Genomic DNA, 24,374 nt, shown 5'->3' with positions numbered 1-24,374 from the left:
ACGCATGATGCCTCGTAGCCCAAAACTGAGCCAAAATTTGGGCAAGCGGTCCAATAATGTTGCAGCAAAGACTCACTGATCTAGATCATGGCAGCCCCGATTGGACCACGTTAGCCTTGCAGCGGATCAGATGGGGGCAAATGATGAGACTGACCGTTCGGACAAACCTTGCAATGCGTACTTTGATGTTTTGCGCCGTGAACAAAGGCCGCGTGGTGCGCAAAAACGAAATCGCCGAGGCGTGCAATGCGTCGGAAAACCATTTGGCGCAGGTCATTCACAAGCTGGCGCTGGCGGGGCTGATTACCACGGTGCGCGGCCGGTCCGGGGGGTTGGTGCTGCAACGCGATCCGGCGGAACTGCAGGTGGGCGAGGTTGTGCGTACCTTTGAAGGCGATGTGCCGCTGACCGAATGTATGGAAGCAGATAAGGGCAATTGCCCGTTGGTAGATTGCTGCAGCCTGAAATCCGCTTTTTCCGAGGCGCTGGATGCGTTTTACACTGCCTTGAACCGCTATACTGTAGCCGACCTTACCAAAAACAACACCGAGCTGAAGCGCTTGTTGATGGTGGCCTAAATACCGGGCCTGACGGTCTGTTGCGTTTTTGCATCGGGCACGGCTGGATTTCGCCTATTTCCAACCGGTTTCAGAGTGCTTTTGTTTTTTGGGAAAACTCCCCCTTGCGGCTTTGGTTTGGCCGGATTAAGTCGCCGCAAACTTGCCTTTTTGTGGTCATTGATCGGCCGCGAGAGCCCTTAAAACTTTAGTGATCTGGCTGTTGCAAGACAGTCGTCACAGATGGAAACAGAGCATGACGAAATCACCAGTGACCCCGCAACAAGGCAGCACCCCTGCCCCGACTTCGCAGCAGCAGGGTCAAACCCCAAGCGGCAGCCAGCAACAAGGCCAGACGGTCTTTCGCGACTGGGCGTCGATCTAAGCCCCACTTAAATCAGTTGGCCTGACCTTCGGGTCAGGCTAACCTTGGCGGAAAACGGGGAATGACCTTGCCGCCAGCACATGTCACAGACAGCACTTCAATTTCCAGCATTCCGAATCTGGGGCCAGCAACCGAAGCGGCCTTTGCCAAGGCGGGCATCACCTCGGCCGCGCAATTGCGGGCCATGGGGGCCGATACCGCCTATCTGGCGTTGCTGCGCACAGGCGTCAGGCCGCATTTCATTGGCTATTATGCAATGGTGATGGGGCTGCAAGGCCGCCCGTGGAATGATTGCGCCGGCGCCGAAAAAGCCGCGTTGCGCAAAATTTTTGATGGTTTAAAGGCGCAAGCTGCAAGCGCGGGCGATAGAAACAGCGCGCTTGAGGCGGCACTGGATTTCTTGGGCGTGGTTGAGCGCAAGCCCAAGCCCAAGCCCTAACCCGCGACAGCCCGTAGCAGCCGCACGCGTGCAGGCGGGATTGCCGCGATCTCGACAGCGGTAAAGACATGCATGGTCTGCATCTGCCGGTCATAAACCGCGTGATCGCTGACCCAGCCGCCCATAAGCAAATAGGTGCGCAGCAGCGGCGGCACGCCATTTTGGCCAGTGACTGGCGCTAGGCCTTTCAGCTCTTTGGCGAAATCGAAAATCTCGGGGGCTTTGGCCTTGGGCCGCCACTGGCTGGGGGCCGCGTGTTTTGCGTGCAGCAAGCAAAAGGCATTCAAGTGCAGGCGCGGATCATCCCCTGCGAAAGAGCTGCAACCAAACAGCAGGCGCACCCCTGCAGCATCGACCCATTGGGTCAGCGCACCCCAAGCCATGCGTAATATATCGGGGTCATGATGATCGGGGTGCAAACAGAAGCGGCCAATTTCCAGCATCGGCCCTTGAAACTGCGCAAGCGCGGATAAATCGTAAAACTGCGCCGAATAGCTGTTCGGCAGGCTGGCGGCGGTTTCCAGATACATCACCCGAAAGCAGCAAACTACCGTAGCCGTCCGGATATCTTCGACGATGATCTGGCTGCAGCGGGCATCATAGCTGTCAGGTTCGGCGGGCGCGTCGATTACTGCGGCAGACGGGGCAAAACAGCGTTGACGCAAGGCAAGGGCCGCTGCCAGGTCGGTGTGGCTTGTGGCTGCCCGACTTAGGTAGTGGCCTTTGCGCAGCTGCAGCACCGAGAGAATCCTTTGGCCCGAAATTGGTTTGCCGTTCCTGGTAAATAATGGCGCCGGTGCGTGCAAATATGCGGGCAGCCGCGCTGTGATGCAAGGCAGAGTCGCGCCGCGGGGCTGCAAAATGGCAGGCGCGGCCGGTGCGATGGCGAATCATTTGCCCAAGCGGAATGGACGCAATCGGGGCAACGATGCAGCCGCATTTCGCGTTGTCGGTTGCATCGCCCTTGCAGCAGACAGCAAAAAGGGCTGAAGCGGTAGCGCGTCAGCCCTTTTCAGAATGAACCGCCCTGACGGGGTTGTTATTTCACGATGTCTTTGGCACGCAGCCTGCCGACGCTGCTGAACAGCTGACGCAAGAAGCCAACACCTTTGATATTGGTGTCGGTCACGCGGCGTGACAAGGCAACGACGCGGCCTTCGGCCAGACCAAAACGCTCGATATTTTCAACGACTCCACGCTTATCAAACGTAATCGCAAGGACTTTACGGTCGATTTCTTCGGGCGCGTTGGGGCCTTTTTGCATGAAACGGCTTTGAACATAGTACCAGCCGGTATCGTTCAAAAGACCCGCAGCCGAGGGCCGACCGATTGTCGCGGCGACATCTTCTTGTGTCGATACACCCACTTTTACCGGCTCCAACTCTAGGTCGGTTGGCACATATCCGTGGTTGCGATAGATCGCGGAACATGCCGATAGCAGAACAATGCACCCTGCCATGACCACTTGCACGAACCGCGTTTTCATCTTGCCTGCCTGCACTTCCATCGCACCCTCTTGCCTATGAGGCACAAGCCCCGTATCCCGATCCGGATTTCCGGCGTTGCCTTTGGCTTACAGAAGGATAGGCTTCTGTTCAAGAAAGGAACGCATTAAGGATGCCGCCGAATACCAATCGGGCATGTAAAAGCTGCCAGATTACAGAAAAGGACCCAGAATGACACAAAACCATCATCGGACCGGCGACGAGGGCATTGCGGCCATTCCGTTCAGCGAAGAGTATCGGGTGGCCAGCCTGTCAAGCCGCAAGCCCAGCCGGTTTGACCTGACCCCGAATGCCAAGATGCGGGCAGCGATTGCCGAGTATCTGGGCATTACTGCCATCAGCAAGTTACAGTTTGCCGGAATGATTGCGCCAAAAGGCCGGCATGATTTCGCGCTTGAGGCCGTGTTGACGGCTGTGGTCGAGCAACCCTGCGCCGTGACCCTTGCCCCTGTGGTAACGACGATCAGCGAGCCGGTGGCGCGGGTTTATCTGGCGAATTGGGAAAACCCCAAAGGCGACGAGGTCGAAATCGACGACGACACCACCGAGGCACTGACCGAGGTGATTGATGTAGGCCATGTGGCGGTTGAGGCGTTGTCGCTGGCCCTCCCCCCGTTTCCACGTGCCGAAGGGGCGGTTTTGGACGTGTCCGAGTTTACGGCCCCCGGCACGGCGCCACTGCGTGATTCTGATCTAAAGCCGTTTGCCGGGCTGGCCGCGCTGAAGGCCAAGCTGGAAAAGCCTGAAAATGAAGCAGAATAAAGCGGTTGCCGCGCAGGTTTGACTTGTGCGACAGAAAGGGCTTGCACATGCGCAGAATCCCAGTATGTTCCGCGCTCGTTTACATCGTGGATCAGACGCGCTCATACATGTGAGTTACTGCCAGATCCCAAAGGAAAATCAGGGCATTAGCCCTCAGTAACCCGAGGTCGAGACATGGCTGTCCCGCAGAACAAAGTCACTAAATCCAAGCGCAACATGCGTCGTGCACACGATGCTTTGGTAGCGTCTAACCCAGCAGAATGCTCTAACTGCGGCGAGTTGAAGCGCCCGCACCACGTTTGTGGCGCATGCGGTCACTATGACGCACGCGAAGTTATTGCCTCGACCGAAGAAATCGATCTTGACGAGGACGCGGCGTAAGCCGTTTGTCACTCGCCTGACGTATGACGATAAGCACCCACACAAACGTGGCGACCGGTACATCCCCCTTGGGGCAAAGCGGTCAACTTATTGTTATTTCAGTTGATGCTATGGGCGGCGACCGTGGACCTGCAGCTGTTGTTGCAGGTCTTGTGTTCTCTGCAGAAAAGAACCCGGCAATCGGGTTCATTTTGCATGGCGATGAGGCCGTCTTAACGCCTTTGGTTGCCAAACACCCGGCCCTTGCCGGGCGTTGTACGTTGCGCCACGCCCCGCGTGTGGTGACAATGGAGGACAAGCCATCGCAGGTGATGCGCAATGGTGAAGGCACCTCGATGTGGTCTTGCATTGAAAGCGTTAAACAAGGTGAGGCGACGGTTGCCGTTTCTTGCGGCAATACCGGTGCGCTGATGGCAATTTCGATGATTCGCTTGCGCCGCTTGCCCGGTGTGACACGGCCGGCCATTGCCTGCCTTTGGCCGTCGCGCAACCCCGGCGGGTTTAACGTAATGTTAGACGTTGGCGCCGATGTTAAGGCCGACCCCGAAGACTTGCTGCAATTTGCGACGATGGGGGCATCTTATGCCCGCAACGGGTTAAACCTGAAGCGTCCGCGCGTCGGGTTGCTGAATGTCGGCACCGAAGAAAACAAAGGCCGCCCCGAGCTGAAGCAAGCGTTTGAGCAAATGCCCGCGCTGGCTGCTGTGGGCGATTTCGATTTCGTCGGTTTCGTTGAAGGCGGCGATATTCCCAGTGACCGCGTGGATGTGATCGTGACCGACGGGTTCAACGGCAATATCGCGTTGAAAACCGGCGAAGGCACGGCAAAGCTGATTTCGGATTTCATGCGCGAGGCGCTTGGCTCTTCTATCTTGTCCAAAATCGGGGCTTTGCTGGCGATGGGAGCGCTGCGGCGGCTGCAAAAGCGGATTGACCCGCGGCGGGTGAATGGCGGCGTTTTCCTTGGGCTAAATGGCACAGTGGTTAAATCGCATGGCTCGGCCGATGCGACCGGCGTTGCGGCGGCGTTGAAGCTGGCCTTTGATCTGGCCAAATCGGGGTTTACCGAACGTTTGGCCGCACGTGTTGCAACGGCAGGCCGCACAGGGCAGCCTGAGGGTCGGGACGTGGTTTCAAAGGATGGTGAGCTAACATGACGATTCGTGCCGTTGTAAAAGGCGTCGGGCATTACTTGCCTGCACGCGTTGTGCCGAATTCCGAGTTCGAGGCGAGCCTTGACACGTCGGACGAATGGATTCGCAGCCGGTCAGGCATTGAGCGGCGGCATTTCGCGGCCGAGGGGGAAACCACGTCTGATCTGGCCACCAAAGCTGCTGAAATGGCGCTGAAAAGTGCCGGTTTTTTGCCCGATGATATTGACGCGATTGTGGTTGCAACCTCGACCCCCGACCTGACATTTCCGTCAGTCGCGACGATGGTGCAGGGCAAATTGGGCATGACGCGGGGCTTTGGCTTTGACGTGCAGGCGGTTTGTGCGGGGTTTGTTTTTGCGCTGAGCACCGCCAATGCGCTGATTCTTGCCGGTCAGGCCAAACGCGTTTTGGTGATCGGCGCCGAAACCTTTAGCCGGATTATGGATTGGACCGACCGTTCCACCTGTGTGCTGTTTGGCGATGGTGCGGGGGCTTTGATTTTAGAGGCCGAGACCGGCACCGGCGCGATCAGCGACCGGGGTGTGCTGGCGGCCGATTTGAATTCGGACGGGCGCCACAAAGATATGCTTTATGTCGATGGTGGTGTCTCGACGAACGGTCAATCGGGCAAGTTGCGGATGCAAGGCAACCCGCTATTCCGGCAAGCCGTTGAAAAACTGGCAGAAACCGCCCATGCCGCGTTGGAAAAAATTGGGCTTTCCGGCCCCGATGTGGATTGGATTGTACCGCATCAGGCCAATCTGCGGATCATTTCGGCAACCGCCGCCCGTATGGAAGTACCGATGGAGCGGGTGGTTTTGACCGTGCAAGATCACGGCAACACCTCGGCCGCGTCGATTCCGCTGGCGCTGTCGGTCGGGGTGGCGCGTGGCCAGATCAAGCAAGGCGACCTGTTGGTGGCCGAGGCGATTGGCGGTGGCCTGGCGTGGGGCGCCGTGGTTCTGCGCTGGTAAGGTTTTACCTTAATTTCGCATTGCAAGACCTTGGTGCAAGTCTCTGATATTGACTTGAGTTTTCAAACCGCGCATCCTTTTGAAAAACCCGGGGGAACAGAATGAGTGAAAAAACCTTAACGCGTATGGACCTGAGCGAAGCTGTGTTTCGCGAAGTAGGCTTGTCACGCAATGAATCGTCGCAATTGGTGGAAAGCGTTTTGGCACATTTGTCAGATGCTTTGGCATCCGGTGAAACAGTTAAGATCTCATCCTTTGGAACGTTTTCCATTCGTGACAAAACCGCACGTGTGGGCCGCAATCCCAAAACGGGTGACGAAGTGCCGATTAGCCCGCGCCGCGTTTTGACCTTCCGCCCCTCGCATCTGATGAAAGATCGAGTCGCGGCTGGCGCCAAGGCCTGAGCGCACCCGAGACTGAGGAAAACTGATGGATAAATCGCCCGATGCCTTTCGCACAATCAGCGAGGTGGCGGAACTTCTGGACACACCGGCCCATGTTCTGCGGTTTTGGGAAAGTCGTTTTCCACAAATCAAACCTGTAAAGCGTGCGGGAGGCCGCAGGTATTACCGGCCTGCTGATGTTGATCTGCTGACCGGCATTCGCAAGCTGTTGCACGACCAAGGGCTGACCATTCGCGGGGTGCAAAAAGTACTGCGCGAGCAAGGGGTCAGGCATGTTTCGGGCCTATCCGACGAAGATGGCTATGACGATGCCGAATTGGACATCGCGCCCGAGCCAGAACCAGAGCCGCGGGTGGCCGAGCCTATTCCGTTGTTTCCAAAGAAAAAACCTGCGCCAAGCGCCACGCCTGCAGAACCTGTTGCCGTTTCGGCAACGTCAGACGATGCTGCACCAGAACTGCCATTTGCGCCGGAAGACGAGCCGCAGCCAGATACTTTGCCAGAGGTAGAATCGGACGGTGAGGCAGAGGACGCTGCAGAGGCCAACAATATTTTTCTGGATGCCGAGGATAGTACCTATGCTGAGGATGACGCAGGCCAAGACCTAGCCACAAAGGCTGTGGCGGAAATGCTGGATCAAGACGCAATGCCGGATGCCCCCCCACCAGATGACACGCCTAGCCCCGACGCCGCGCCGGAGGCAAAGCCTGCCATACCCGAATTGCCCGCGATGGATGTCTCGGAAATCCACGCCGAATGGTTGCCTGCCGAATTGCGCCCTTTGTATCGGGGTGCGTTTGGTGCGCGCGCTCCGCAAGTGAAGGTGCTGGTCCAGCGATTAGAGGCGCTGCGCAATCGGGTCGGTGATTTGGGTCGGGTACCGCGCCGCTAAATCCGCGCAAATGGCACTTTCAGGCTTGCCCCTGCCCGGAATATCGGTATGAAAGCGCCAGTGTCGGGCTATAGCGCAGCATGGTAGCGCGTTCGTCTGGGGGACGAAAGGTCGTGAGTTCGAATCTCGCTAGCCCGACCATTTACCAGAGCCCGCCCGCCCTGTTTAATACAGGCGCGGGCGGTTCTGTTTCTGGCGACCTTGCGGAGGAGATGACGATGACCGGAGTTTTGCCATCCCAAACCCTGCGCGGGTTGATCGACAGTGGCGCGATTGCCGCAACGCCAGATGTGCGGGCCGACCAGATTCAACCTGCCAGCCTGGATTTGCGTTTGGGTACTGTGGCTTACCGCGTGCGCGCGTCATTTCTGGCAGGGCACGGTCGCACCGTGGCCGAGCGGATAGCCGAGTTTGAGATGCACCGCGTTGACCTGTCGAATGGTGCTGTGTTGGAAAAAGGCTGCGTCTATGTGATTCCCTTGATGGAGCGTTTTACGCTGCCAAAAGGGCTGACGGCGGTGGCGAATGCAAAATCATCAACCGGCCGGTTGGATTTGCTGACCCGCACGATCACCGATGGCGGGGTGGAGTTTGACCGAATTGCGCCCGGCTATGACGGCCCGCTTTATGCCGAGGTTTGCCCGCGCAGCTTTTCCGTGCTGGTGCGCCCCGGAATGCGGCTGAACCAGATCCGGTTTCGCGACGGTCAATCGGTGCTGGATGACGCTGCGCTGACCGCGCTGCACGCATCCGAGCCGCTGGTTTCGGGTAATGCGGTGATTTCTGAGGGTTTGGGCTTTTCGGTCGACTTGCAGGCGGGCCACGATGATCTGATCGGGTTTCGCGCCAAACCGCATACCGGTGTGATCGACCTTGACCGTATCGGCCATTACCCTGCGCGTGATTTCTGGGAAGATGTGCGCAGCCGTGACGGCCGCATTATCCTTGACCCCGGTGCCTTCTATATTTTGGTCAGCCGCGAGACTGTGACGATCCCCCCGGATTATGCTGCCGAAATGGCGCCCTATCTGGCGATGGTGGGCGAGTTTCGGGTGCATTACGCGGGCTTTTTTGACCCCGGTTTTGGTTGGGCGCAAGCAGGCGGTGCGGGGTCGCGCGGCGTGCTAGAGGTACGCTGCCACGAGGCGCCCTTTGTGCTTGAGCACGGGCAGGTGGTGGGGCGGCTGGTGTACGAGCGTATGGCCGCACGGCCCGAGGCGCTCTATGGCACTGGAATTGCGTCGAATTATCAGGGCCAAGGGCTGAAATTGTCCAAACATTTCCAGATGCCCCGCTGACGCGATTTGTCATTTGCTTTTTCGCATCGCCTCGGCAAATGTGGCGTTATGAAACACATATTCGCCCTTTGCCTTTTGCTTGCCAGCGCCCTGCCCCTTGCGGCGCAAACGGATGATTTGCCCGCACCCGATGCGCCGGCCGAGCTGAACCTGTATTTCATGCTTTGGCCTGAGGGTGAGGAGGACGAGCCCAAATCTGCGCAAGTTATGGAGATGTTTGAGGACGGAATGCGGATTTTCACCTCGGCCACGCCAGAGGAAGAGGATAAGGTTGTGCCATTGGATCCGGCGCAAATTGGTTTGATCGGGGCGGCGGTTAAGGCCGTAGCGACAGACCTTAGCCTGCAGCAAGGCGCGCCACATGCCGGCCACCAAGTTCAGGTAGAGTGGAGCATTTCCAACGTTAACAGCTTTTCGCGTGGGTCCAATCTGTACCCGCTGGACGCGTTGCCGCCCGAAGTGCTTGCAGTGCAAGACCAGATTTTCGGGATGCGCTTAACGCCCTAAACGACGCGTAATTTTGGCGGCTTGGCGGGCACGCTTGGCAGTTTCGCGCGCCGCATTGGTGTGCGGTTGGCCAGGTTGCACAGGTTTACCCTTTGCTGCGAAATGGTTGATGCCCTTTTTCACACCGATAGTCACAAAGCGGCGAACAACCTGATTGATAAGCATGTTTATGATGCGGTCCACGGATTAATCTTCAAACAATTCGCTTTGGCCTGACTGGTCTTCGTCATCGTCATCTTGTGGGTTGGAAGGCGCGAAACTTGGGCGGTTATCGAGCAAGCCTGCCGCGCGCAGTTCCTTGAGCCCCGGCAAATCGCGGGCGGATTCGAGGCCAAAATGATCAAGAAACCCCTCGGTCACGACAAAGGTAATCGGCCGGCCCGGCGTCATACGGCGGCGGCCAAAGCGAATCCATTCCAGCTCGATCAACTGATCGACGGTGCCGCGCGATACGGCGACGCCGCGAATTTCCTCGATCTCGGCGCGGGTGACGGGTTGGTGATAGGCAACGATGGCAAGCGTTTCGATCGCTGCGCGTGACAGTTTGCGCGCCTCGACCGATTCCTTGTGCATCAGGTGGCCTAGGTCTGGCGCAGTGCGAAAGGCATAGGCATCACCCACCTTTACCAGCTGCACGCCGCGCCCTTCATAGCGTCTGCGCAGCGTAACCAGCGCCTCGGCGGCATCACAGCCATGCGGCAGGCGGGCGATCAGTTCGGCCAGTGTCACAGGCTCGGCGCTGGCAAAAAGCACGGCCTCGATCATGCGTTCCTGTTCGGCCTGTGGCGGGGCAGCAAACAGGCTGTCATTGGTCGTCATGCGCGGCCCCCTTCGCGTTTGCGTACCTGAATCGGCGCAAAGGTTTCGCCTTGCCGCACCTCTAGCTGGCCCGCTTTGGCCAGTTCCAGAATGGCGGCGAAATGCGCAGCGGTGGCCGAACGGCGGCGTGCCGGGTTGGTTTCCCAGCCCGGGGGCAGCCAGCTGGTCAGGTCGGTCCATTGGCCAGCATAGCCAAGCATGCCGCGCAGACGTTCAAGCGCCTCTTCCATGGTAAAGATATTCTTGCGATCCATGACAAAGGGGCGGAAATCATCGCGGGTTCGGATGCGGGCATAGGCCTGCATCAAATCAAGCAAGGTTGCGGAATAGCTGATCTTTTTGCGGCGGGTTACATCTTCGGGCAGGCCACGGGCAAAGAAATCGCGGCCCTTTTGGTCGCGGGCCATCAACTGTGCGGCGGCTTCGCGCATCGCTTGCAGGCGTTCCAGCTGAAAGGCCAAATGCGCGGCGAGGTCTTCGGCGCTGGGGCCTTCGTCGGTGGGATCGGGCGGCAGCAACAACCGTGATTTCAGATAGGCAAGCCAGGCCGCCATCACCAGATAATCCGCAGCAAGCTCAATACGTAAAGCACCGGCTTTGTTGACAAAAAGCAGATATTGTTCGGCCAGCTGCAGCACAGATATTTTGCGCAGATCAACCTTTTGGGTGCGGCTCAGGGTAAGCAGCAGGTCAAGCGGGCCTTCGAAACCGTCGACATCAACGATCAGCGCCTCGGCGGCAAGCCGTTCGGCGATGCTTAGCTTTTCTTGCGCCCCAGTTTGCCCTTCGGCCCAATCCTCTGCCATCGCCCTACCCGCTGATATAGCCCGAAAGGTCGGCTTGCAGGGCGGCAATGTCAACTGTTTCGGGGATGCGGCGGGCGGCAAGGGCATGGGTAGCACGGGCCATGGCAGCGGTGGTCATCGTGCCTGCACCGGCAACAACTGCCGCCATTTCGGCAGGGTCACCGTTGCAATGCAGCGCAAGATCGATGCCGACCGCAATGGTCGCGCTTGCGCGTTCGCCCAAGCTGCCCGAAAGCGCGTTCATCGACAGGTCATCCGACATGATCAGACCACCAAAGCCGATCTCATTGCGCATAACATCTACCATTTTGGCCGAGGTCGTAGCGGGCTGTCCGGCGTCAATATCAGTGTAGATGATATGCGCGGTCATCGCCATCGGCAGGTCATTCAGCGCCTTGAAGGGCACAAAATCATGGGCCTCCAGCTCAGCACGCGTGGCCGTCACGGTGGGCAAGGCCTTGTGGCTGTCAAGCTGCGCGCGGCCGTGGCCCGGCATATGTTTGACCACCGGCAACACGCCGCCCGCCAAATGGCCATTGGCCGCGGCACGGCCAAGCTGTGCCACGACTTCGGCGCTATCTGAAAAGCAGCGGTTGCGCAGAAAATCATGAGTTTGGGCGCTGGCGACATCAAGGCAAGGCGCGCAGTTTGCGTCAATGCCGACGCCGCGCAGCTCGGCTGCGATGATGCGGTAGCGCAATTCCATAGCGCGGCAGGCGGCAGCAAGGCCCTGCCCTTGTGGTGCGTGCGCGGTCACGATTTCAACCATATCCAGCGGCGGCAACCATTCGGTCCAATGCGGCGCCCGCATCCTCTGTACGCGCCCACCTTCCTGATCGATGAAAATCGGGGCATCGCGGCCAACGCTATCCCGCAGATCTGCTGTCAAATCGCGCAGCTGCGCCGGGCTTTCGACATTTCGGGCAAAAAGGATAAAGCCCCACGGATTGGCCGCGCGAAAAAACGCAGCCTCACGCGCGGTCAGCACTGGCCCGAGACACCCCAGAATGGTCGCGCAAATTGACGCGCTCATCGCACGGCCACGGGGATACATGCCGCGCGTTCTGCCACCAAGGCCGAACAAAAGCGGCGGGAATCTGCTTCGTCTTCAAAGCCCAATGCGCGCAAACGGTAGAAGGTTCGCCCCCCGCTTTGCGCCGCCTGTACGATGCGCGTTTTATCGGTCAGCAAATCCGCGAATTTGCCGGCAAGCCGATCCCATTCGTTGCGCGCAATCTCTTCACTGTCAAAAGCGCCGAGTTGCACCAGCCGCGTGCCAGAGGCCAGTCCCTCGCCGCTGATTTCCTTGCTGACCGGCGCTGCTGCTGCCGCGACGACCACGCCAAACGGACGCGCGCGTGGCCTTGGCGATTCGGCCAATGCCCCTTTGGGCAAGGAAACGACCGGCGCAGGATCGGTATTCAGCGTGATATCAATATCTGCAGAAAGCGGTACGGCACCTTCGCTCAGCGCATCGGCAAGGGCCGAAACATCGGTGTTTTCATCGAAGCCGACTATTTGCAATGTGTTGGCACCGGATTCGTCGACATCGGTGACGGGCGGCGCATCCGCCGTCTGCAAGGGGGCCGAACCATCGGGGGCCGTCGCCACCATGCTGGCAGTCGGGTCATCATCGCTAAGGCCAATCGGAGCCGGAGCCAGAACAAGCTGATCTGCCGGTGCCGAGGCACCGCCTTCGGCTGCGACTGCGTTGACGGATAACCCTTGGTGATCGGCAATCACGCCCCCCGGATCATCGGGCGAAACCCGCATCGGCCCTTCAAGCGCGCGCACAACCGGAATACCGGTCACATCGCGCACAGCAAGCCGATAGCCCCAATAGGCCATCCCCACCACCAATGCGACTGAGGTTAACGCCCCCACAATGGACATGATGCGGGTCGTGCGCCCGGCCAACCCAACTGGTGCGCCCTCACCGCTGTCGAATTCAAAGTCTGCCATGCTCTTGCCTCACTGCGCAGGGATTAACCTACGCTGTCTTGCCTGTTTGCACACCAGCGGCCGCTTGTATCAGCGCATTTCCTCAACCGGTGTGACGCCCAAAATAGCGAGTCCGGCAGAAATCACAACGCCTGTTGCCCGCGCAAGGGCAATTTTTACTTGTGTTGTTGCAGGATCATCCTGAACAAAGCGCAATTCCGGTTCATCCTTGGCGCGGTTCCACAATCCGTGCAGGTCCGAGGCCAGCTCGTAGAGGTAAAAGGCGACACGGTGCGGCTCATTCCCGCGGGCGGCGATTTCTACCAGACGCGGCCATTCGGCAATCTTTTTCGCAAGATTGATCTCGGCCGCGTTGTTCAGTTGTGTCAGATCAGCAGCCGCAAGGCTGGCATCATCGACAGCCACGCCGGCCGCGATCGCCTTGCGCATGACCGAGTTGATGCGCGCATTGGCGTATTGGACGTAGAACACAGGGTTGTCTTTGGATTGTTCCAGCACCTTGGCAAAGTCGAAATCCAAGGGCGCGTCATTTTTGCGGGTCAGCATGACAAAGCGGGTCACATCGGCGCCAACCTGTTCAACGACATCGCGCAGGGTGACAAACGTCCCTGCCCGTTTCGACATTTTAAAGGGCTCGCCGTTTTTCCACAGTTTCACCAGCTGGATCAACTTGATATCCAGCGGAACCTTGCCACCCGACAGGGCCGACACGGCTGCCTTCATCCGCTTGACATAGCCACCATGATCGGCGCCGAAAATGTCGATCAGCTGATCAAAGCCGCGCTGTACCTTGTTGTAATGATAGGCAATATCAGGTGCGAAATAGGTCCACGCGCCATCCGATTTCATCACCGGACGGTCAACATCATCACCATGCGCGGTGCTGCGGAACAAGGTCTGTTCACGCGCTTCCCAATCATCGGGCAACTTGCCTTTTGGCGGCTCTAGCGTGCCTTCATAAATCAGGCCCATGTCGCGCAGGGTGTTGATCGCGGCTTCGATCTGGCCAGTGCCATAGAGCGCCTTTTCGGATGAGTAGACATCCATCTGCACGTTCAAGGCGGCCAGATCCTCGCGGATCATCTGCATCATCATTTCGGTCGCAAAGTTGCGCACGTCTTCCAGCCAGACCTCTTCGGGTTGGTCCAAAAGGCTTTCGCCCCATTTGGCCTTCATCGCCTCGCCCACGGGAATCAGGTAATCACCGGGGTAAAGACCTTCGCGGATTTCAGGCTCTAGCCCTATCGCCTCGCGGTAGCGTTCATAGGCGGAACGGGCCAGAACATCGACCTGCGCGCCACCATCGTTGATGTAATATTCGCGCGTTACGTCATAGCCGGCAAAATCCAAAAGCCGTGCCAGCGCATCGCCGAACACTGCACCGCGCACATGGCCCACATGCATCGGGCCGGTCGGGTTGGCCGAGACAAATTCGATGTTGACCTTGACGCCCGCGCCAATAGCGCCGCGACCGCAATCAGCCCCTTCTTGCAAGGTAGCGGCCAGCAAATCGGCCCAAATGGCTGGCACCAAGGACAGGTTCAAGAACCCCGGTCCTGCCACCTCAACCGATGCGATGCGCGGGTCTGTTTTCAGGCGCGCTGCCAGTTTTTCAGCAATCGCACGCGGGGCCATGCCTGCGGGTTTGGCCAGTACCATCGCGGCATTGGTCGCCATATCGCCGTGGCTGGCATCGCGCGGTGGTTCAACGGCTACGGCAGCCAGTTCCAGCCCGCCGGGCAAGTCGCCCGCCTGCATCATTGAGTCAAGTTCAGCCAGTACAAGCGTGCGAATATCAGAAAAAAGGTTCATCAGTCCCGTCCTTTGGATCAGGACTGGGATGCCAGAGCCCAAGCGCAGGGTCAATGCCCCGCCGCACCAAGCATAGGTGCGACAGGGGTCAGCAAGGGATATTTCGATGAAATATCGCGGCGGTCTAGGTTTTACCGCGCCAATCGGCCAGGGCCGGGTTCGGCTCGGCGTCGATTGTCACCGGATCGGATGGCGCAGGAACGGCGGGGCCAGTACGGCGAAAATAATGTGCCTCGCGCGCGCCAAAGTAAAACCCGACGACTGCGCCCAGCAACCACCACAGCGGGTCTGGCACCAGATTGAGCCCGATCATACGTTCGCCGAAACTGACAGGTTCAACCATCGCATAGACGAACAACCCCAAAGTGCCAAAGGCCAGCATGGGCCGCGGCAGGCGGTTCAGCCCGTTCACCATCCGGTCAAACCAGCCCAACCCCGGATCGGCATATTCGGCGCCAAGCTGGCGGAGCGCCGCCATTTGCGCCTCGGCCGAAAGCTCCAATTGTTTGGTGGCGGAGGGCGTGAACACCTCGGCCACATCACGCACCGCGCCGCCAATTGATGCCACCGCATTTGCGCCGCCGAACAGGTTTGAAATCACCCCCATGCCGCCACCCGTTTGCTGTGTTCGGCATTGGTCAGCCGGTATTTCGGGTCCATGAATTCCTCGGCCCGCGTGATCCAGCCGCCTTTGCCGCCATCCAACTTGCGCGCATATTTGCGGCTGGCGGGGCGGGCATCGGCAAGGCGGTAGTAGTAATTGCGCCGCGCGATCGCATAGGCATCGGCGATATGGCCGGGGGCGGCCTCAAACGCGCGTTGGGCGGCACTGATGGTTTGTGGCCCGATTGCGCCATCGGGAATGCACGCAAACCCCATATCGGTCAGCAAGCGTTGCAGCAGCTTTACTGCGTTATTGCCGGCATTCACCATCATATCAAAGACCGAGGCTTGCAGCACCTCGGGCAGTTGGCCGATGCCAGGGCGTTTGAAATAGTGTTCTATATAAATATCAACGGCTTGAACGTGATCAAGGGCTTTGACATCGGCCACATCTACCGCGCCATCGCCATTCACATCGACGCCCAACCGTTGCAACGTGTGAATGGTTACACCGTATTTCGTGGCACCACCCGGATCATCGGCGTCATTCACAAAACCGCCTTCTCGGGCGATGATGTCTTGGGCAATCTCTTGGACTGTTTGCATCTCTGGCCTCCTACGCCGGGGAAACAGCCCCCGGCTTGGCGGTCAGAGTGGGTTAATCTTGCTTAAATCCGCGCAAATCAACCGTTCGGTGCTACGTAGACACCTTGGTCTTTCAACGCGTCAATCACCTCTTTGGGCATATAGCTTTCATCATGCTTGGCCAAAATCTCGCTGGCCTGAAACACGCCGTTCACCAGCTTGCCCGTGCCAACCATGCCTTGGTTTTCATCAAACAGATCGGGCAGAATACCGGTGAAGGACACCGGAATCGTCGCCGCGCCATCGGTCACGCTAAAGGTGACTGTTTCGCCCTGCCCACGCACAATTGACCCTTCGGCAACCAGCCCACCAAGGCGAAAGGTTTCATTTTCTGGCGGCGGGTCAGAGGCCACCTGAGCCGGCGCGCGAAAGAAATTGATACCGTCGCGCAAGCCGTAGCCTATCAGACCCGTGGAAATGGCCAGTGCAACAAAGGCCAATACGATAACTTGTATCCGACGCTTTTTCTTCAGGCTTTTCATAGTCTCTCCGGGATTCGGCACTGATTCATTGACAGGAATTTACCACATCCGAACACAGGGGGGCATGGGGCGTAGTGTAGCAGCCGCCTATGCCGCCTCAAAACTGATCTTCCGGCGCAGGAATTGGGTGGCCTTGCTGCTTACACGTTTCGGGTCGCCTGTGGTCAGGAACTTTGACTCGCCCCCCGCCCCTTTCATTTCGGGTCTGCGGTTCAGATAATCGGCAAGCGCGTCGGCAACCAGTTTCGGCTGCGAATAGACTTTGACATCCTTACCCAAAGCATCGGCAAAGGCGGCCTCGACCAAGGGGTAATGGGTGCACCCCAAAACGGCCGCCTGCGGTTTGGGCATCCGGCGCAGCAATGCCTCGACATGGCTGTGTACCAAGGCCTCGGCCAGCATCTCATCGCCTTGCTCTAGCGCGTCGACCACACCGCCGCAGGGTTGCGCCTCGACATCCACACCAATCGCGCGATAGGCCAATTCGCGTTGAAAGGCGCGACTGGCCACAGTGGCAGGCGTGGCAAAAAGCGCTACATGTTTCACATCCACCTCACGCGGGGGCGAGTTGTCACCCCATTGGCGTTCTGTCACAGCCTCAATCATTGGAACGAAAACCCCCAAGACGCGCTTATTTGCGGGCAGCCATGTTTCCTGCATCCGCTTTAGCGCCGCAGCTGATGCGGTGTTGCAGGCCAAGATCACCAGATCACAGCCTTCGGCCCAAAGCCGTTCGGTCGCAGCACAGGTCAGGTTATAAATGTCCTCGGCGGTGCGGGTACCGTAGGGCGCGTTGGCATTGTCGCCCAGATAGATAAACGCCTGATCCGGCATACGTTTTACCAACGCATCCAACACCGTCAGACCGCCCAGACCACTATCAAAAACCCCAACTGCCATCGTCTTGCCCTTTATGGTTTGGGGGAACCGCGCCCCCCAATGGATCGACTGAGCATAGACCCTGTTGCAAGGGCGCGAAAGGCCTGCTTTGGCTTTGCGCTATTCGGCAGCCAAAACCGCACCATCGCCGCCGGAATCCCGCCACTTTGCCATCAAGGCCGTGCGCCGTGCTTCGGTTTTCTCGACATTGGCCTGTTTCACCGGCCCAAAGCCGCGAATGGCAAGCGGCAACTCGGCAATCTCGGTGGCAAGGGCCTGCTTGGCCGGGGTATAGCTGGCAATAATTTCAGCGATATCAGCCTCATATTGGGAAATCAGGCGGCGTTCCATCCGGCGCTCGGCGGTACGGCCAAACAGATCAAACGCAGTGCCGCGCAGCGGGGCCATCTTGGCCAGCAACCGGAACACAGGGATGATCCACGGCCCGAATGCACGCTTTTTCGGGCGGCCAAGGGCGTCATGGCCGGGCATGAAGGGTGGCGCAAGGTGGAATGTGGGGCGCAGGGTGCCATCAAATTCGGCTTGTGCTTTGCTTACGCTGTCCAGATGCAGGCGCGCGACTTCGTATTCGTCCTTTATTGCCAATAACTTGTGATAAGACTTTGCCACAGTTTTTTGCAATGCTGCGGGGGCAGATTTGACCAGCGCCAAGAAACGCTGTTCCAGGTTTTCCCCACCATAGGCGCGCAACAGCGTGGCGCGATAGGCGATTGGATCAACCGGTTCGGCCGAATTTGGCGTCAGGATGCGCTGCACTTCGTCGGTGTGCAAAACCGCCCAACGCCCAAGGTTGAAGGCCCGCAAGTTTTGCTCGGGGCCCGAACCGTTCAGGGTGATCGCGCGTGAAATCGCCTGATACGTTAAAGGGATAAGCCCCTGTTGCCACGCAGCACCAAAGACCAACATGTTGGAAAAAATGCTGTCACCTAGCGTCGATTTTGCCAACTCGGTCGCATCAAAGAACGTAGCCCTGTCTTGCAAACGTGCCTCAATAGACAGCTTTAACCTATCGGAAGGAATGCGAAATTCGGTATTGCGGGTGAAATCACCTGTGATGATCTCATGCGAATTCACCACCGCGCCTGTGCGGCCCGTGGTCATCAGCCCCAGGGTTTTGGCCCCCGCGGTTACCACCAGATCACCGCCGATAACTGTGTCGGCCTCGCCCACGGCGACACGGATGGCCGAGATATCGGCAGGCGAATTTGCGAGGCGGCAATGGATGTGCACCGCGCCGCCTTTTTGCGCAAGGCCCGCCATTTCCATCATGCCGGCGCCCTTGCCATCAACATGCGCGGCCATCGCCAGAATGGCGCCAACGGTCACCACGCCTGTCCCGCCAACGCCGGTAATTACGACATTGAAAGTACCGTTGATGCTCGGCAGTGCGGGTTCGGGCAGGTCGGGCAAGACCACTTCGGCGGTGGCCGCCTTTTTAACCCTCGCCCCTTCAAGCGTTAGGAATGACGGGCAAAACCCTGAAACACATGAATAATCCTTGTTGCAGCTTGACTGGTCAATCGCCCGTTTACGGCCCAACTCGGTTTCTACCGGCACTATTGACACACAGTTGGATTGCACCCCGCAGTCACCGCAGCCCTCACAAATGTCGGTATTGATAAACACGCGCTTGTCCGGATCGGGAAACTCACCCCGCTTGCGGCGGCGGCGCTTTTCGGCAGCACAGGTCTGAATGTAAACAATGACTGATACGCCACTGATTTTACTGAACTTCTCTTGCACATCGATTATCGCATCACGGGTGTATTTTTCAACATTCGCCGGAAAGCGCGACAGGTCTACCGCCTCTTTCGGGTCATAGACCACGGCGATATTTTTCACCCCCATGGCCTGCACTTCGGCGACGATACGATAGGCAGTAAGGTCGCCCTCATTGTGCTGGCCGCCGGTCATCGCCACAGCATCGTTGAACAGGATTTTATATGTGATATTGGTGCCCGCGTTCAGCGCACCGCGAATGGCAAGGATGCCCGAATGGTTGTAGGTGCCATCGCCGAGGTTTTGAAACACATGCTCGGTATTCGAAAACGGCGCCTCACCAACCCAGTTCATCCCTTCGCCGCCCATATGGGTCAGGCCAGAGGTGCCGCGATCCATCCACAAAGCCATGGTGTGGCAGCCGATACCAGCCCCCGCGCGCGCGCCTTTGGGCAGCAGGGTCGAGGTGTTATGCGGGCAACCGGAACAGAAATAAGGAAGCCGCGCCACGATGTCTTGGGCATTATCTGATTTTGACGCCTTATCAATACGTTGTAATGCGTCCTTTAGGTGGTCACTGCCGCGCCCTTCATCGATCAAAATGCCGCCCAGCTTGGCCGCGATCATCATCGGGTCAAGCGACATCGGCACCGGAAACAGCACTTCGGCCTCGGGCGAGCCTTTGCGCCCGCCCCAGACACGGCGGCCACGGCGGTCGTCAAAAATCGCCTCTTTGATCTGCACTTCGATCAGCTTGCGCTTTTCTTCGACCACGATGATCAGGTCCAGCCCGTCGGCCCAATCGTGAAAACCGTGCATATCCAACGGCCACGGCTGGCCGACCTTATAGGTGGTAATGCCCAACCGTTCGGCCTCGGGCTCGTCAATCCCCAGCAGCGCCAGTGCATGCACCAGATCAAGCCAGTTCTTGCCCGCCGCCACCAATCCGATTTTGGCCCCCGGCTTACCCCAAACGCGGCGATCCATACCGTTGGCCCGCGAAAATGCCTCGGCGGCAAAACGCTTGTGGTTGACCAGACGTTCCTCTTGCGGGATCCAATGGTCGCCCAGCCGGATGTTCAGCCCGCCTTTGGGCATCGGAAAATCGGGCTGCACAAAGGCCATCCGGTCAAGCCGCCCGTCAACCACGCTTGTCGCCTCGACCGTGTCTTTCATCAGTTTCAGGCCGACCCAAAGGCCCGAAAACCGCGACAAGGCATAGGCATATAGACCATAGTCCAGAATTTCCTGTACGCCGGCGGGTGAAACGACGGGAATAGAGGCATCCACCGCCGCCCATTCCGATTGGTGGCAGGTGGTCGAGCTTTCACCGGTATGGTCATCGCCCAAGGCCATAATCACCCCACCATGCGGCGAGGTGCCAGCCATGTTGGCGTGGCGCATAACATCGCCCGAACGGTCCACCCCCGGCCCTTTGCCGTACCACAGGCCAAAAACGCCATCGAATTTGCCCTGCCCGCGCAGCTCTGCCTGCTGGCTGCCCCAGATCGCCGTGGCGGCAAGATCTTCGTTCAGACCCGGCTGAAAGGTGATATCGGCCGCAGCCAGATCGGCATGCGCACGCGCCATCTGCTGATCAACCGCCCCCAGAGGCGAGCCGCGGTACCCCGTACAAAACCCCGCAGTGTTGAGCCCAGCCTGCGTATCACGGGCTTTTTGCATCAACATCAGCCGCACCAAGGCTTGCGTGCCGTTCATCAGCACCGGAGATTTTGTTAAATCAAACCGATCGTGCAAGGAAATTTCAGGTTTGGTCACAGCTTTCCCCCTTCGATGCCTAGTTAATAGACATTATAGGTCAAAAAGGCTGACCTACAAAGCGGAATTTTTAACCCGACGAAATGTTTACTTAGCGATGATAGTCGATACATAGAACAATTCGTGTTAGCGTGCGTCAAATTTAAAAGAGTGACAGTATGGACTGGGATAAACTAAGAATCTTTCACGCGGTTGCGGATGCGGGCAGTTTGACCCATGCCGGCGATACGCTGCATTTGTCGCAATCAGCGGTCTCGCGGCAGATAAGATCGCTGGAGGAAAGCCTGAGCGTGACCCTGTTCCACCGCCATGCGCGCGGGCTGATTCTGACCGAACAGGGCGAGCTGCTTTTTGAAGCGACCAAATCCATGGCCAAACGGCTGGACGCTGCAGCAGCCCGGATTCGCGACAGCGAGGATGAGGTGTTCGGCGAATTGCGTGTGACCACGGCCACCGGCTTTGGCACGCTCTGGCTTGCACCACGCCTGCCCAAGCTTTACGAAAAATACCCCAGCCTCAAGATCGATCTGATGCTGGAAGAGCGGGTCTTGGACTTGCCGATGCGCGAAGCCGATGTTGCGATCCGAATGAAAGAGCCAAGCCAGGCCGACCTGATCCGCCGCCGTCTGATGAATATCCGGATGCGGCTTTATGCAACGCCAGAGTATCTTGCGCAGGCCGGCACACCCGCCTCGATGGAGGATTTTGCGCATCACCGCCTGATTTGCCAGAACATCGGCACGTCGCAGGTCGCGGCCGGGGCGCTATTGGTGCAGCAGCTGATGGTGCATGATATTCCCTCTACGCTGACGGTGAACAATTACTTTGGCGTGCTGCAAGGTGTTCTTAACCACCTTGGTATAGGTGTGTTGCCCGACTATCTGACCGAAGATTTCCCCAATCTGGTGCGGGTGCTGCCCGATGTCGAATCGGGCGAAGTGCCGGTTTTTCTGGCCTACCCCGAGGAATTGCGTCAATCGAAACGTGTCGCAGCCTTTCGTGATTTCGTAACCGAGGAAATTTTCGCCTATCGCAAACGCCAGCGCGAAAGCGTGGATTCCGACGGTTAGGTAAAAATTATGCGTTCTATCAATAACTTAGGATAGCCATGCAGCAAACGCATATCGGGCATTCCTGAACTGCACGGTCAAAAATCTTGCACGATTGAAACCATAGGCCTATCTGCATCCTCGAAGGCGGCAATGAGTATCTCTTGTTTCCTTCACCTCCCTGTTGGACTTCGGCCGAGCGTAAGCTCGGCCTTTTTTTTGTCCCGAACGGGTAAGGCCGATAAATGCCCTGCGTTTCCCCTTCCCCTTTGCGCGCGTTTGTCCTAAGGACGCGTCATCAATTGACCGATGGGAAAATGCCATGACCGAGCCAGTGATCACCCCCGAGCTTATCGCCGCACACGGGCTGAAACCCGATGAGTATGAGCGTCTGCTAGAGATCATCGGACGTGAACCGACTTTCACCGAACTGGGCATCTTTTCGGCAATGTGGAACGAGCATTGCTCGTATAAATCGTCCAAGAAATGGCTGCGCACCTTGCCAACCACCGGGCCGCAGGTGATTTGCGGGCCGGGCGAAAACGCCGGCGTAGTTGATATTGGCGACGGTCAGGCCGTGATTTTCAAAATGGAAAGCCACAACCACCCGTCTTATATTGAACCCCACCAAGGCGCTGCCACCGGCGTTGGCGGCATTTTGCGTGACGTGTTCACGATGGGCGCGCGCCCGATTGCCGCGATGAACGCATTGTCCTTTGGTTTGCCGAACCACCCCAAAACCGCGCATCTGGTCAAAGGTGTGGTCGAAGGTGTGGGCAGCTATGGCAACGCCTTTGGCGTGCCAACTGTCGGCGGCGAAGTGCGCTTTCACGCCAGCTATAACGGCAACTGCCTTGTGAACGCTTTTGCGGCGGGCTTGGCCGATGCCGACAAGATTTTCTATTCGGTCGCCAGCGGCGTTGGTATGCCCGTGGTCTATCTGGGGGCCAAAACCGGCCGTGACGGTGTCGGCGGTGCCACCATGGCCAGCGCCGAATTTGACGACACGATTGAGGAAAAGCGCCCCACCGTGCAAGTAGGCGACCCCTTTACCGAAAAGCGTTTGCTTGAGGCCTGTTTGGAGCTGATGCAAACCGGCGCCGTCAATTCGATCCAGGATATGGGCGCGGCAGGTCTGACCTGTTCCGCCGTAGAAATGGGCGACAAGGGCAAGCTGGGTATCAAGCTGCAACTGAACGATGTTCCGCAGCGCGAAACCAATATGACCGCTTACGAGATGATGCTGTCCGAATCCCAAGAGCGGATGCTGATGGTTCTGAACCCCGAGCTGGAAGAGGTAGCGCGGGCGATTTTCGTGAAATGGGATCTCGATTTCGCTATCGTTGGTGAAACCATCGCCGAAGACCGCTTCCTGATTATGCATGGCAATGAGGTAAAGGCCGATCTGCCTTTGTCAAAGCTTGCGTCCTCGGCCCCCGAATATGACCGCCCTTGGGTGGAAACGCCTGCCGCAGCCCCATTGGGGGATGTGCCTGCGATTGGTGCGATCGACGGCCTGCGCGCCCTGATTGGCAGCCCGAACTATGCCCATAAGGCGTGGGTGTATGAGCAATATGACAGCATGGTTATGGCCGATACCGTCCGCGCGCCCGGCCTTGGGGCGGGTGTGGTGCGGGTGCATGGCACGCCGAAGCTACTGGCTTTCACCTCGGACGTGACGCCGCGCTATGTCAAGGCGAACCCGTTTGAAGGCGGCAAGCAAGCCGTGGCCGAAGCATACCGCAACCTTTGCGCCGTGGGTGCCCTGCCCCTTGCGACAACCGACAACCTGAACTTCGGCAACCCCGAAAAACCTGAAATCATGGGCCAGTTTGTTGGCGCGATCAAAGGCATCGGTGCGGCGGTCGAGGCGTTGGATATGCCGATCGTTTCCGGCAACGTCTCGCTTTACAACGAAACCGATGGCACCGGCATTTTGCCCACACCTACCATTGGTGCAGTAGGCTTGCTGGCCAATGCGGATGAGTTGATTTCAGGCGTGGCCCAAAGCGGCGACATGCTGCTGGTTATCGGTACAACCAACGGCCATCTTGGCCAATCGGCGCTGTTGGCCGAGGCATTCGGCATGGAAAGCGGCGACGCGCCTGAGGTCGATCTGAAAGCCGAGCGCAAACATGGTGAATTCCTGCGCAAGCACCGCAAATTGCTGCGTGCCGCAACCGATCTGGGCGATGGCGGCTTGGCTTTGGCCGCGTTTGAAATGGCTGATGCTGCAAAAACCGGCGTTTGGCTGGAAAGCAGTTGGATTCCGACGCTGTTTGGCGAAGATCAGGCGCGCTATCTGGTCGCATGTGACATCGCAAACGCGGCTGCGCTGATTGAAGCGGGCGAAAAAGCAGGTGTTAAAGTTGCGCAAATGGGTCAGTTCGGCGGCTCTTCGGTCTGTTTTGGCACCGATTCCGCTGATTTGGGCGAACTGTCAGCGCTCTATCACTCTGCCTTTGCAGCGGCTGTTGGCTGATCTTGCACACAGCATCCGCCCGCCCTAAATTGAACCTGAATAACCCAACAGGACGCAC

The 24,374-nt window shown here is 58.2% G+C and carries 26 protein-coding genes and 1 tRNA gene; 14 read left to right on the top strand and 13 right to left on the bottom strand.

Translation table 11 applies throughout. The annotated features are described in order from the left end of the window. The first annotated feature begins 143 nt into the window (after positions 1–143). The 3 genes from AKU79_RS12270 to AKU79_RS12265 all read left to right on the top strand — a co-directional run bounded on the left by AKU79_RS12270 (position 144) and on the right by AKU79_RS12265 (position 1,381). On the top strand, positions 144–578 hold the full coding sequence (locus AKU79_RS12270) for an Rrf2 family transcriptional regulator (protein ID WP_050523866.1): 435 nt from the start codon (positions 144–146) through the stop codon (positions 576–578). Positions 579–813: 235 nt separating this feature from the next. After that, complete coding sequence (locus AKU79_RS19885) at positions 814–942, top strand: hypothetical protein (protein WP_269430776.1); 129 nt, start codon at positions 814–816, stop codon at positions 940–942. Positions 943–1,003: 61 nt separating this feature from the next. Beyond that, entirely contained in the window at positions 1,004–1,381 is a 378-nt protein-coding gene (locus AKU79_RS12265) for a TfoX/Sxy family protein (protein ID WP_050523865.1), read from the top strand. Here AKU79_RS12265 and AKU79_RS12260 read toward each other — a convergent pair. Both AKU79_RS12260 and AKU79_RS12255 read right to left on the bottom strand, forming a co-directional pair. Further along, complete coding sequence (locus tag AKU79_RS12260; RefSeq protein ID WP_156209698.1) at positions 1,378–2,121, bottom strand: GNAT family N-acetyltransferase; 744 nt, start codon at positions 2,119–2,121, stop codon at positions 1,378–1,380. The genes AKU79_RS12265 and AKU79_RS12260 overlap by 4 nt on opposite strands. Before the next feature lie 299 nt (positions 2,122–2,420). Continuing rightward, entirely contained in the window at positions 2,421–2,888 is a 468-nt protein-coding gene (locus AKU79_RS12255; protein ID WP_082224022.1) for an outer membrane protein assembly factor BamE, read from the bottom strand. 169 nt (positions 2,889–3,057) lie between these two features. Between AKU79_RS12255 and AKU79_RS12250 the strand changes: the two genes are divergently transcribed. The 9 genes from AKU79_RS12250 (at position 3,058) to AKU79_RS12215 (ending at position 9,258) form a co-directional block, all read left to right on the top strand. Continuing rightward, positions 3,058–3,648, top strand: coding sequence for a YceD family protein (locus tag AKU79_RS12250; protein WP_050523864.1), 591 nt, complete (start codon positions 3,058–3,060; stop codon positions 3,646–3,648). 174 nt (positions 3,649–3,822) lie between these two features. Then, positions 3,823–4,029, top strand: a complete 207-nt coding sequence (rpmF, locus tag AKU79_RS18975) for a 50S ribosomal protein L32 (RefSeq protein WP_082224021.1) — start codon at positions 3,823–3,825, stop codon at positions 4,027–4,029. A 23-nt stretch (positions 4,030–4,052) separates the two neighbouring features. After that, complete coding sequence (plsX, locus tag AKU79_RS12245; RefSeq protein WP_082224020.1) at positions 4,053–5,186, top strand: phosphate acyltransferase PlsX; 1,134 nt, start codon at positions 4,053–4,055, stop codon at positions 5,184–5,186. After that, a complete protein-coding gene (locus tag AKU79_RS12240; RefSeq protein ID WP_050523862.1) occupies positions 5,183–6,157 on the top strand; it encodes a beta-ketoacyl-ACP synthase III in 975 nt (324 codons plus the stop codon). The genes plsX and AKU79_RS12240 overlap by 4 nt, the downstream gene beginning before the upstream one ends. Positions 6,158–6,258: 101 nt before the next feature. After that, on the top strand, positions 6,259–6,561 hold the full coding sequence (ihfA, locus tag AKU79_RS12235) for an integration host factor subunit alpha (protein WP_050523861.1): 303 nt from the start codon (positions 6,259–6,261) through the stop codon (positions 6,559–6,561). A gap of 25 nt (positions 6,562–6,586) precedes the next feature. Continuing rightward, on the top strand, positions 6,587–7,453 hold the full coding sequence (locus AKU79_RS18970) for a MerR family transcriptional regulator (RefSeq protein ID WP_082224019.1): 867 nt from the start codon (positions 6,587–6,589) through the stop codon (positions 7,451–7,453). A gap of 64 nt (positions 7,454–7,517) precedes the next feature. Further along, positions 7,518–7,594 (top strand) — tRNA-Pro (locus AKU79_RS12225). A gap of 77 nt (positions 7,595–7,671) precedes the next feature. Continuing rightward, on the top strand, positions 7,672–8,751 hold the full coding sequence (locus tag AKU79_RS12220; RefSeq protein WP_050523912.1) for a 2'-deoxycytidine 5'-triphosphate deaminase: 1,080 nt from the start codon (positions 7,672–7,674) through the stop codon (positions 8,749–8,751). A 48-nt stretch (positions 8,752–8,799) separates the two neighbouring features. Beyond that, the gene (locus AKU79_RS12215) at positions 8,800–9,258 is read left to right on the top strand and encodes a hypothetical protein (protein ID WP_050523860.1); all 459 of its coding nucleotides are present in this window, start codon (positions 8,800–8,802) and stop codon (positions 9,256–9,258) included. On the opposite strand, the gene AKU79_RS19520 is transcribed toward AKU79_RS12215, so the two are convergent. The 11 genes from AKU79_RS19520 to AKU79_RS12160 form a co-directional block, all read right to left on the bottom strand. Continuing rightward, positions 9,247–9,423, bottom strand: coding sequence for a hypothetical protein (locus tag AKU79_RS19520; RefSeq protein ID WP_197087309.1), 177 nt, complete (start codon positions 9,421–9,423; stop codon positions 9,247–9,249). The genes AKU79_RS12215 and AKU79_RS19520 overlap by 12 nt on opposite strands. 21 nt (positions 9,424–9,444) lie before the next feature. Continuing rightward, positions 9,445–10,077 carry an SMC-Scp complex subunit ScpB gene (gene scpB / locus AKU79_RS12205; RefSeq protein ID WP_050523858.1) on the bottom strand — a complete coding sequence of 211 codons (633 nt, stop codon included), beginning with the start codon at positions 10,075–10,077 and terminating at the stop codon, positions 9,445–9,447. Then, positions 10,074–10,883 (bottom strand): segregation and condensation protein A, encoded by an 810-nt coding sequence (locus tag AKU79_RS12200; RefSeq protein ID WP_050523857.1) that lies wholly within the window; start codon positions 10,881–10,883, stop codon positions 10,074–10,076. The genes scpB and AKU79_RS12200 overlap by 4 nt, the downstream gene beginning before the upstream one ends. A gap of 4 nt (positions 10,884–10,887) precedes the next feature. Next, positions 10,888–11,916, bottom strand: coding sequence for a beta-N-acetylhexosaminidase (gene nagZ, locus AKU79_RS12195; protein ID WP_050523856.1), 1,029 nt, complete (start codon positions 11,914–11,916; stop codon positions 10,888–10,890). Beyond that, a complete protein-coding gene (locus AKU79_RS12190) occupies positions 11,913–12,845 on the bottom strand; it encodes an SPOR domain-containing protein (RefSeq protein WP_050523855.1) in 933 nt (310 codons plus the stop codon). The genes nagZ and AKU79_RS12190 overlap by 4 nt, the downstream gene beginning before the upstream one ends. 69 nt (positions 12,846–12,914) lie before the next feature. After that, entirely contained in the window at positions 12,915–14,657 is a 1,743-nt protein-coding gene (argS, locus tag AKU79_RS12185; RefSeq protein WP_050523854.1) for an arginine--tRNA ligase, read from the bottom strand. A 124-nt stretch (positions 14,658–14,781) separates the two neighbouring features. Beyond that, positions 14,782–15,264, bottom strand: coding sequence for a holin family protein (locus AKU79_RS12180; RefSeq protein ID WP_050523853.1), 483 nt, complete (start codon positions 15,262–15,264; stop codon positions 14,782–14,784). Further along, positions 15,255–15,866, bottom strand: coding sequence for a holin-associated N-acetylmuramidase (locus AKU79_RS12175; protein ID WP_050523852.1), 612 nt, complete (start codon positions 15,864–15,866; stop codon positions 15,255–15,257). Before AKU79_RS12175 ends, AKU79_RS12180 begins: the two co-directional genes overlap by 10 nt. A gap of 77 nt (positions 15,867–15,943) precedes the next feature. Further along, positions 15,944–16,387, bottom strand: coding sequence for a cytochrome c maturation protein CcmE (gene ccmE, locus AKU79_RS12170; RefSeq protein WP_050523851.1), 444 nt, complete (start codon positions 16,385–16,387; stop codon positions 15,944–15,946). Positions 16,388–16,474: 87 nt separating this feature from the next. After that, a complete protein-coding gene (gene murI, locus AKU79_RS12165; protein WP_050523850.1) occupies positions 16,475–17,287 on the bottom strand; it encodes a glutamate racemase in 813 nt (270 codons plus the stop codon). A gap of 99 nt (positions 17,288–17,386) precedes the next feature. Further along, entirely contained in the window at positions 17,387–20,785 is a 3,399-nt protein-coding gene (locus AKU79_RS12160) for an indolepyruvate ferredoxin oxidoreductase family protein (RefSeq protein ID WP_050523849.1), read from the bottom strand. A 158-nt stretch (positions 20,786–20,943) separates the two neighbouring features. Between AKU79_RS12160 and AKU79_RS12155 the strand changes: the two genes are divergently transcribed. Then, positions 20,944–21,855 (top strand): LysR family transcriptional regulator, encoded by a 912-nt coding sequence (locus AKU79_RS12155; RefSeq protein WP_050523848.1) that lies wholly within the window; start codon positions 20,944–20,946, stop codon positions 21,853–21,855. Between the two features lie 301 nt (positions 21,856–22,156). Then, positions 22,157–24,316, top strand: coding sequence for a phosphoribosylformylglycinamidine synthase subunit PurL (purL, locus tag AKU79_RS12150; RefSeq protein WP_050523847.1), 2,160 nt, complete (start codon positions 22,157–22,159; stop codon positions 24,314–24,316). Positions 24,317–24,374: the final 58 nt, after the last annotated feature.

The sequence above is a fragment of the Pseudorhodobacter wandonensis genome, from assembly GCF_001202035.1.
Classification (GTDB): Bacteria; Pseudomonadota; Alphaproteobacteria; order Rhodobacterales; family Rhodobacteraceae; genus Pseudorhodobacter; species Pseudorhodobacter wandonensis.
The sequence above is the reverse complement of the archived record's forward strand: the minus strand, read 5'-3'. Positions and strand labels throughout refer to the sequence as shown.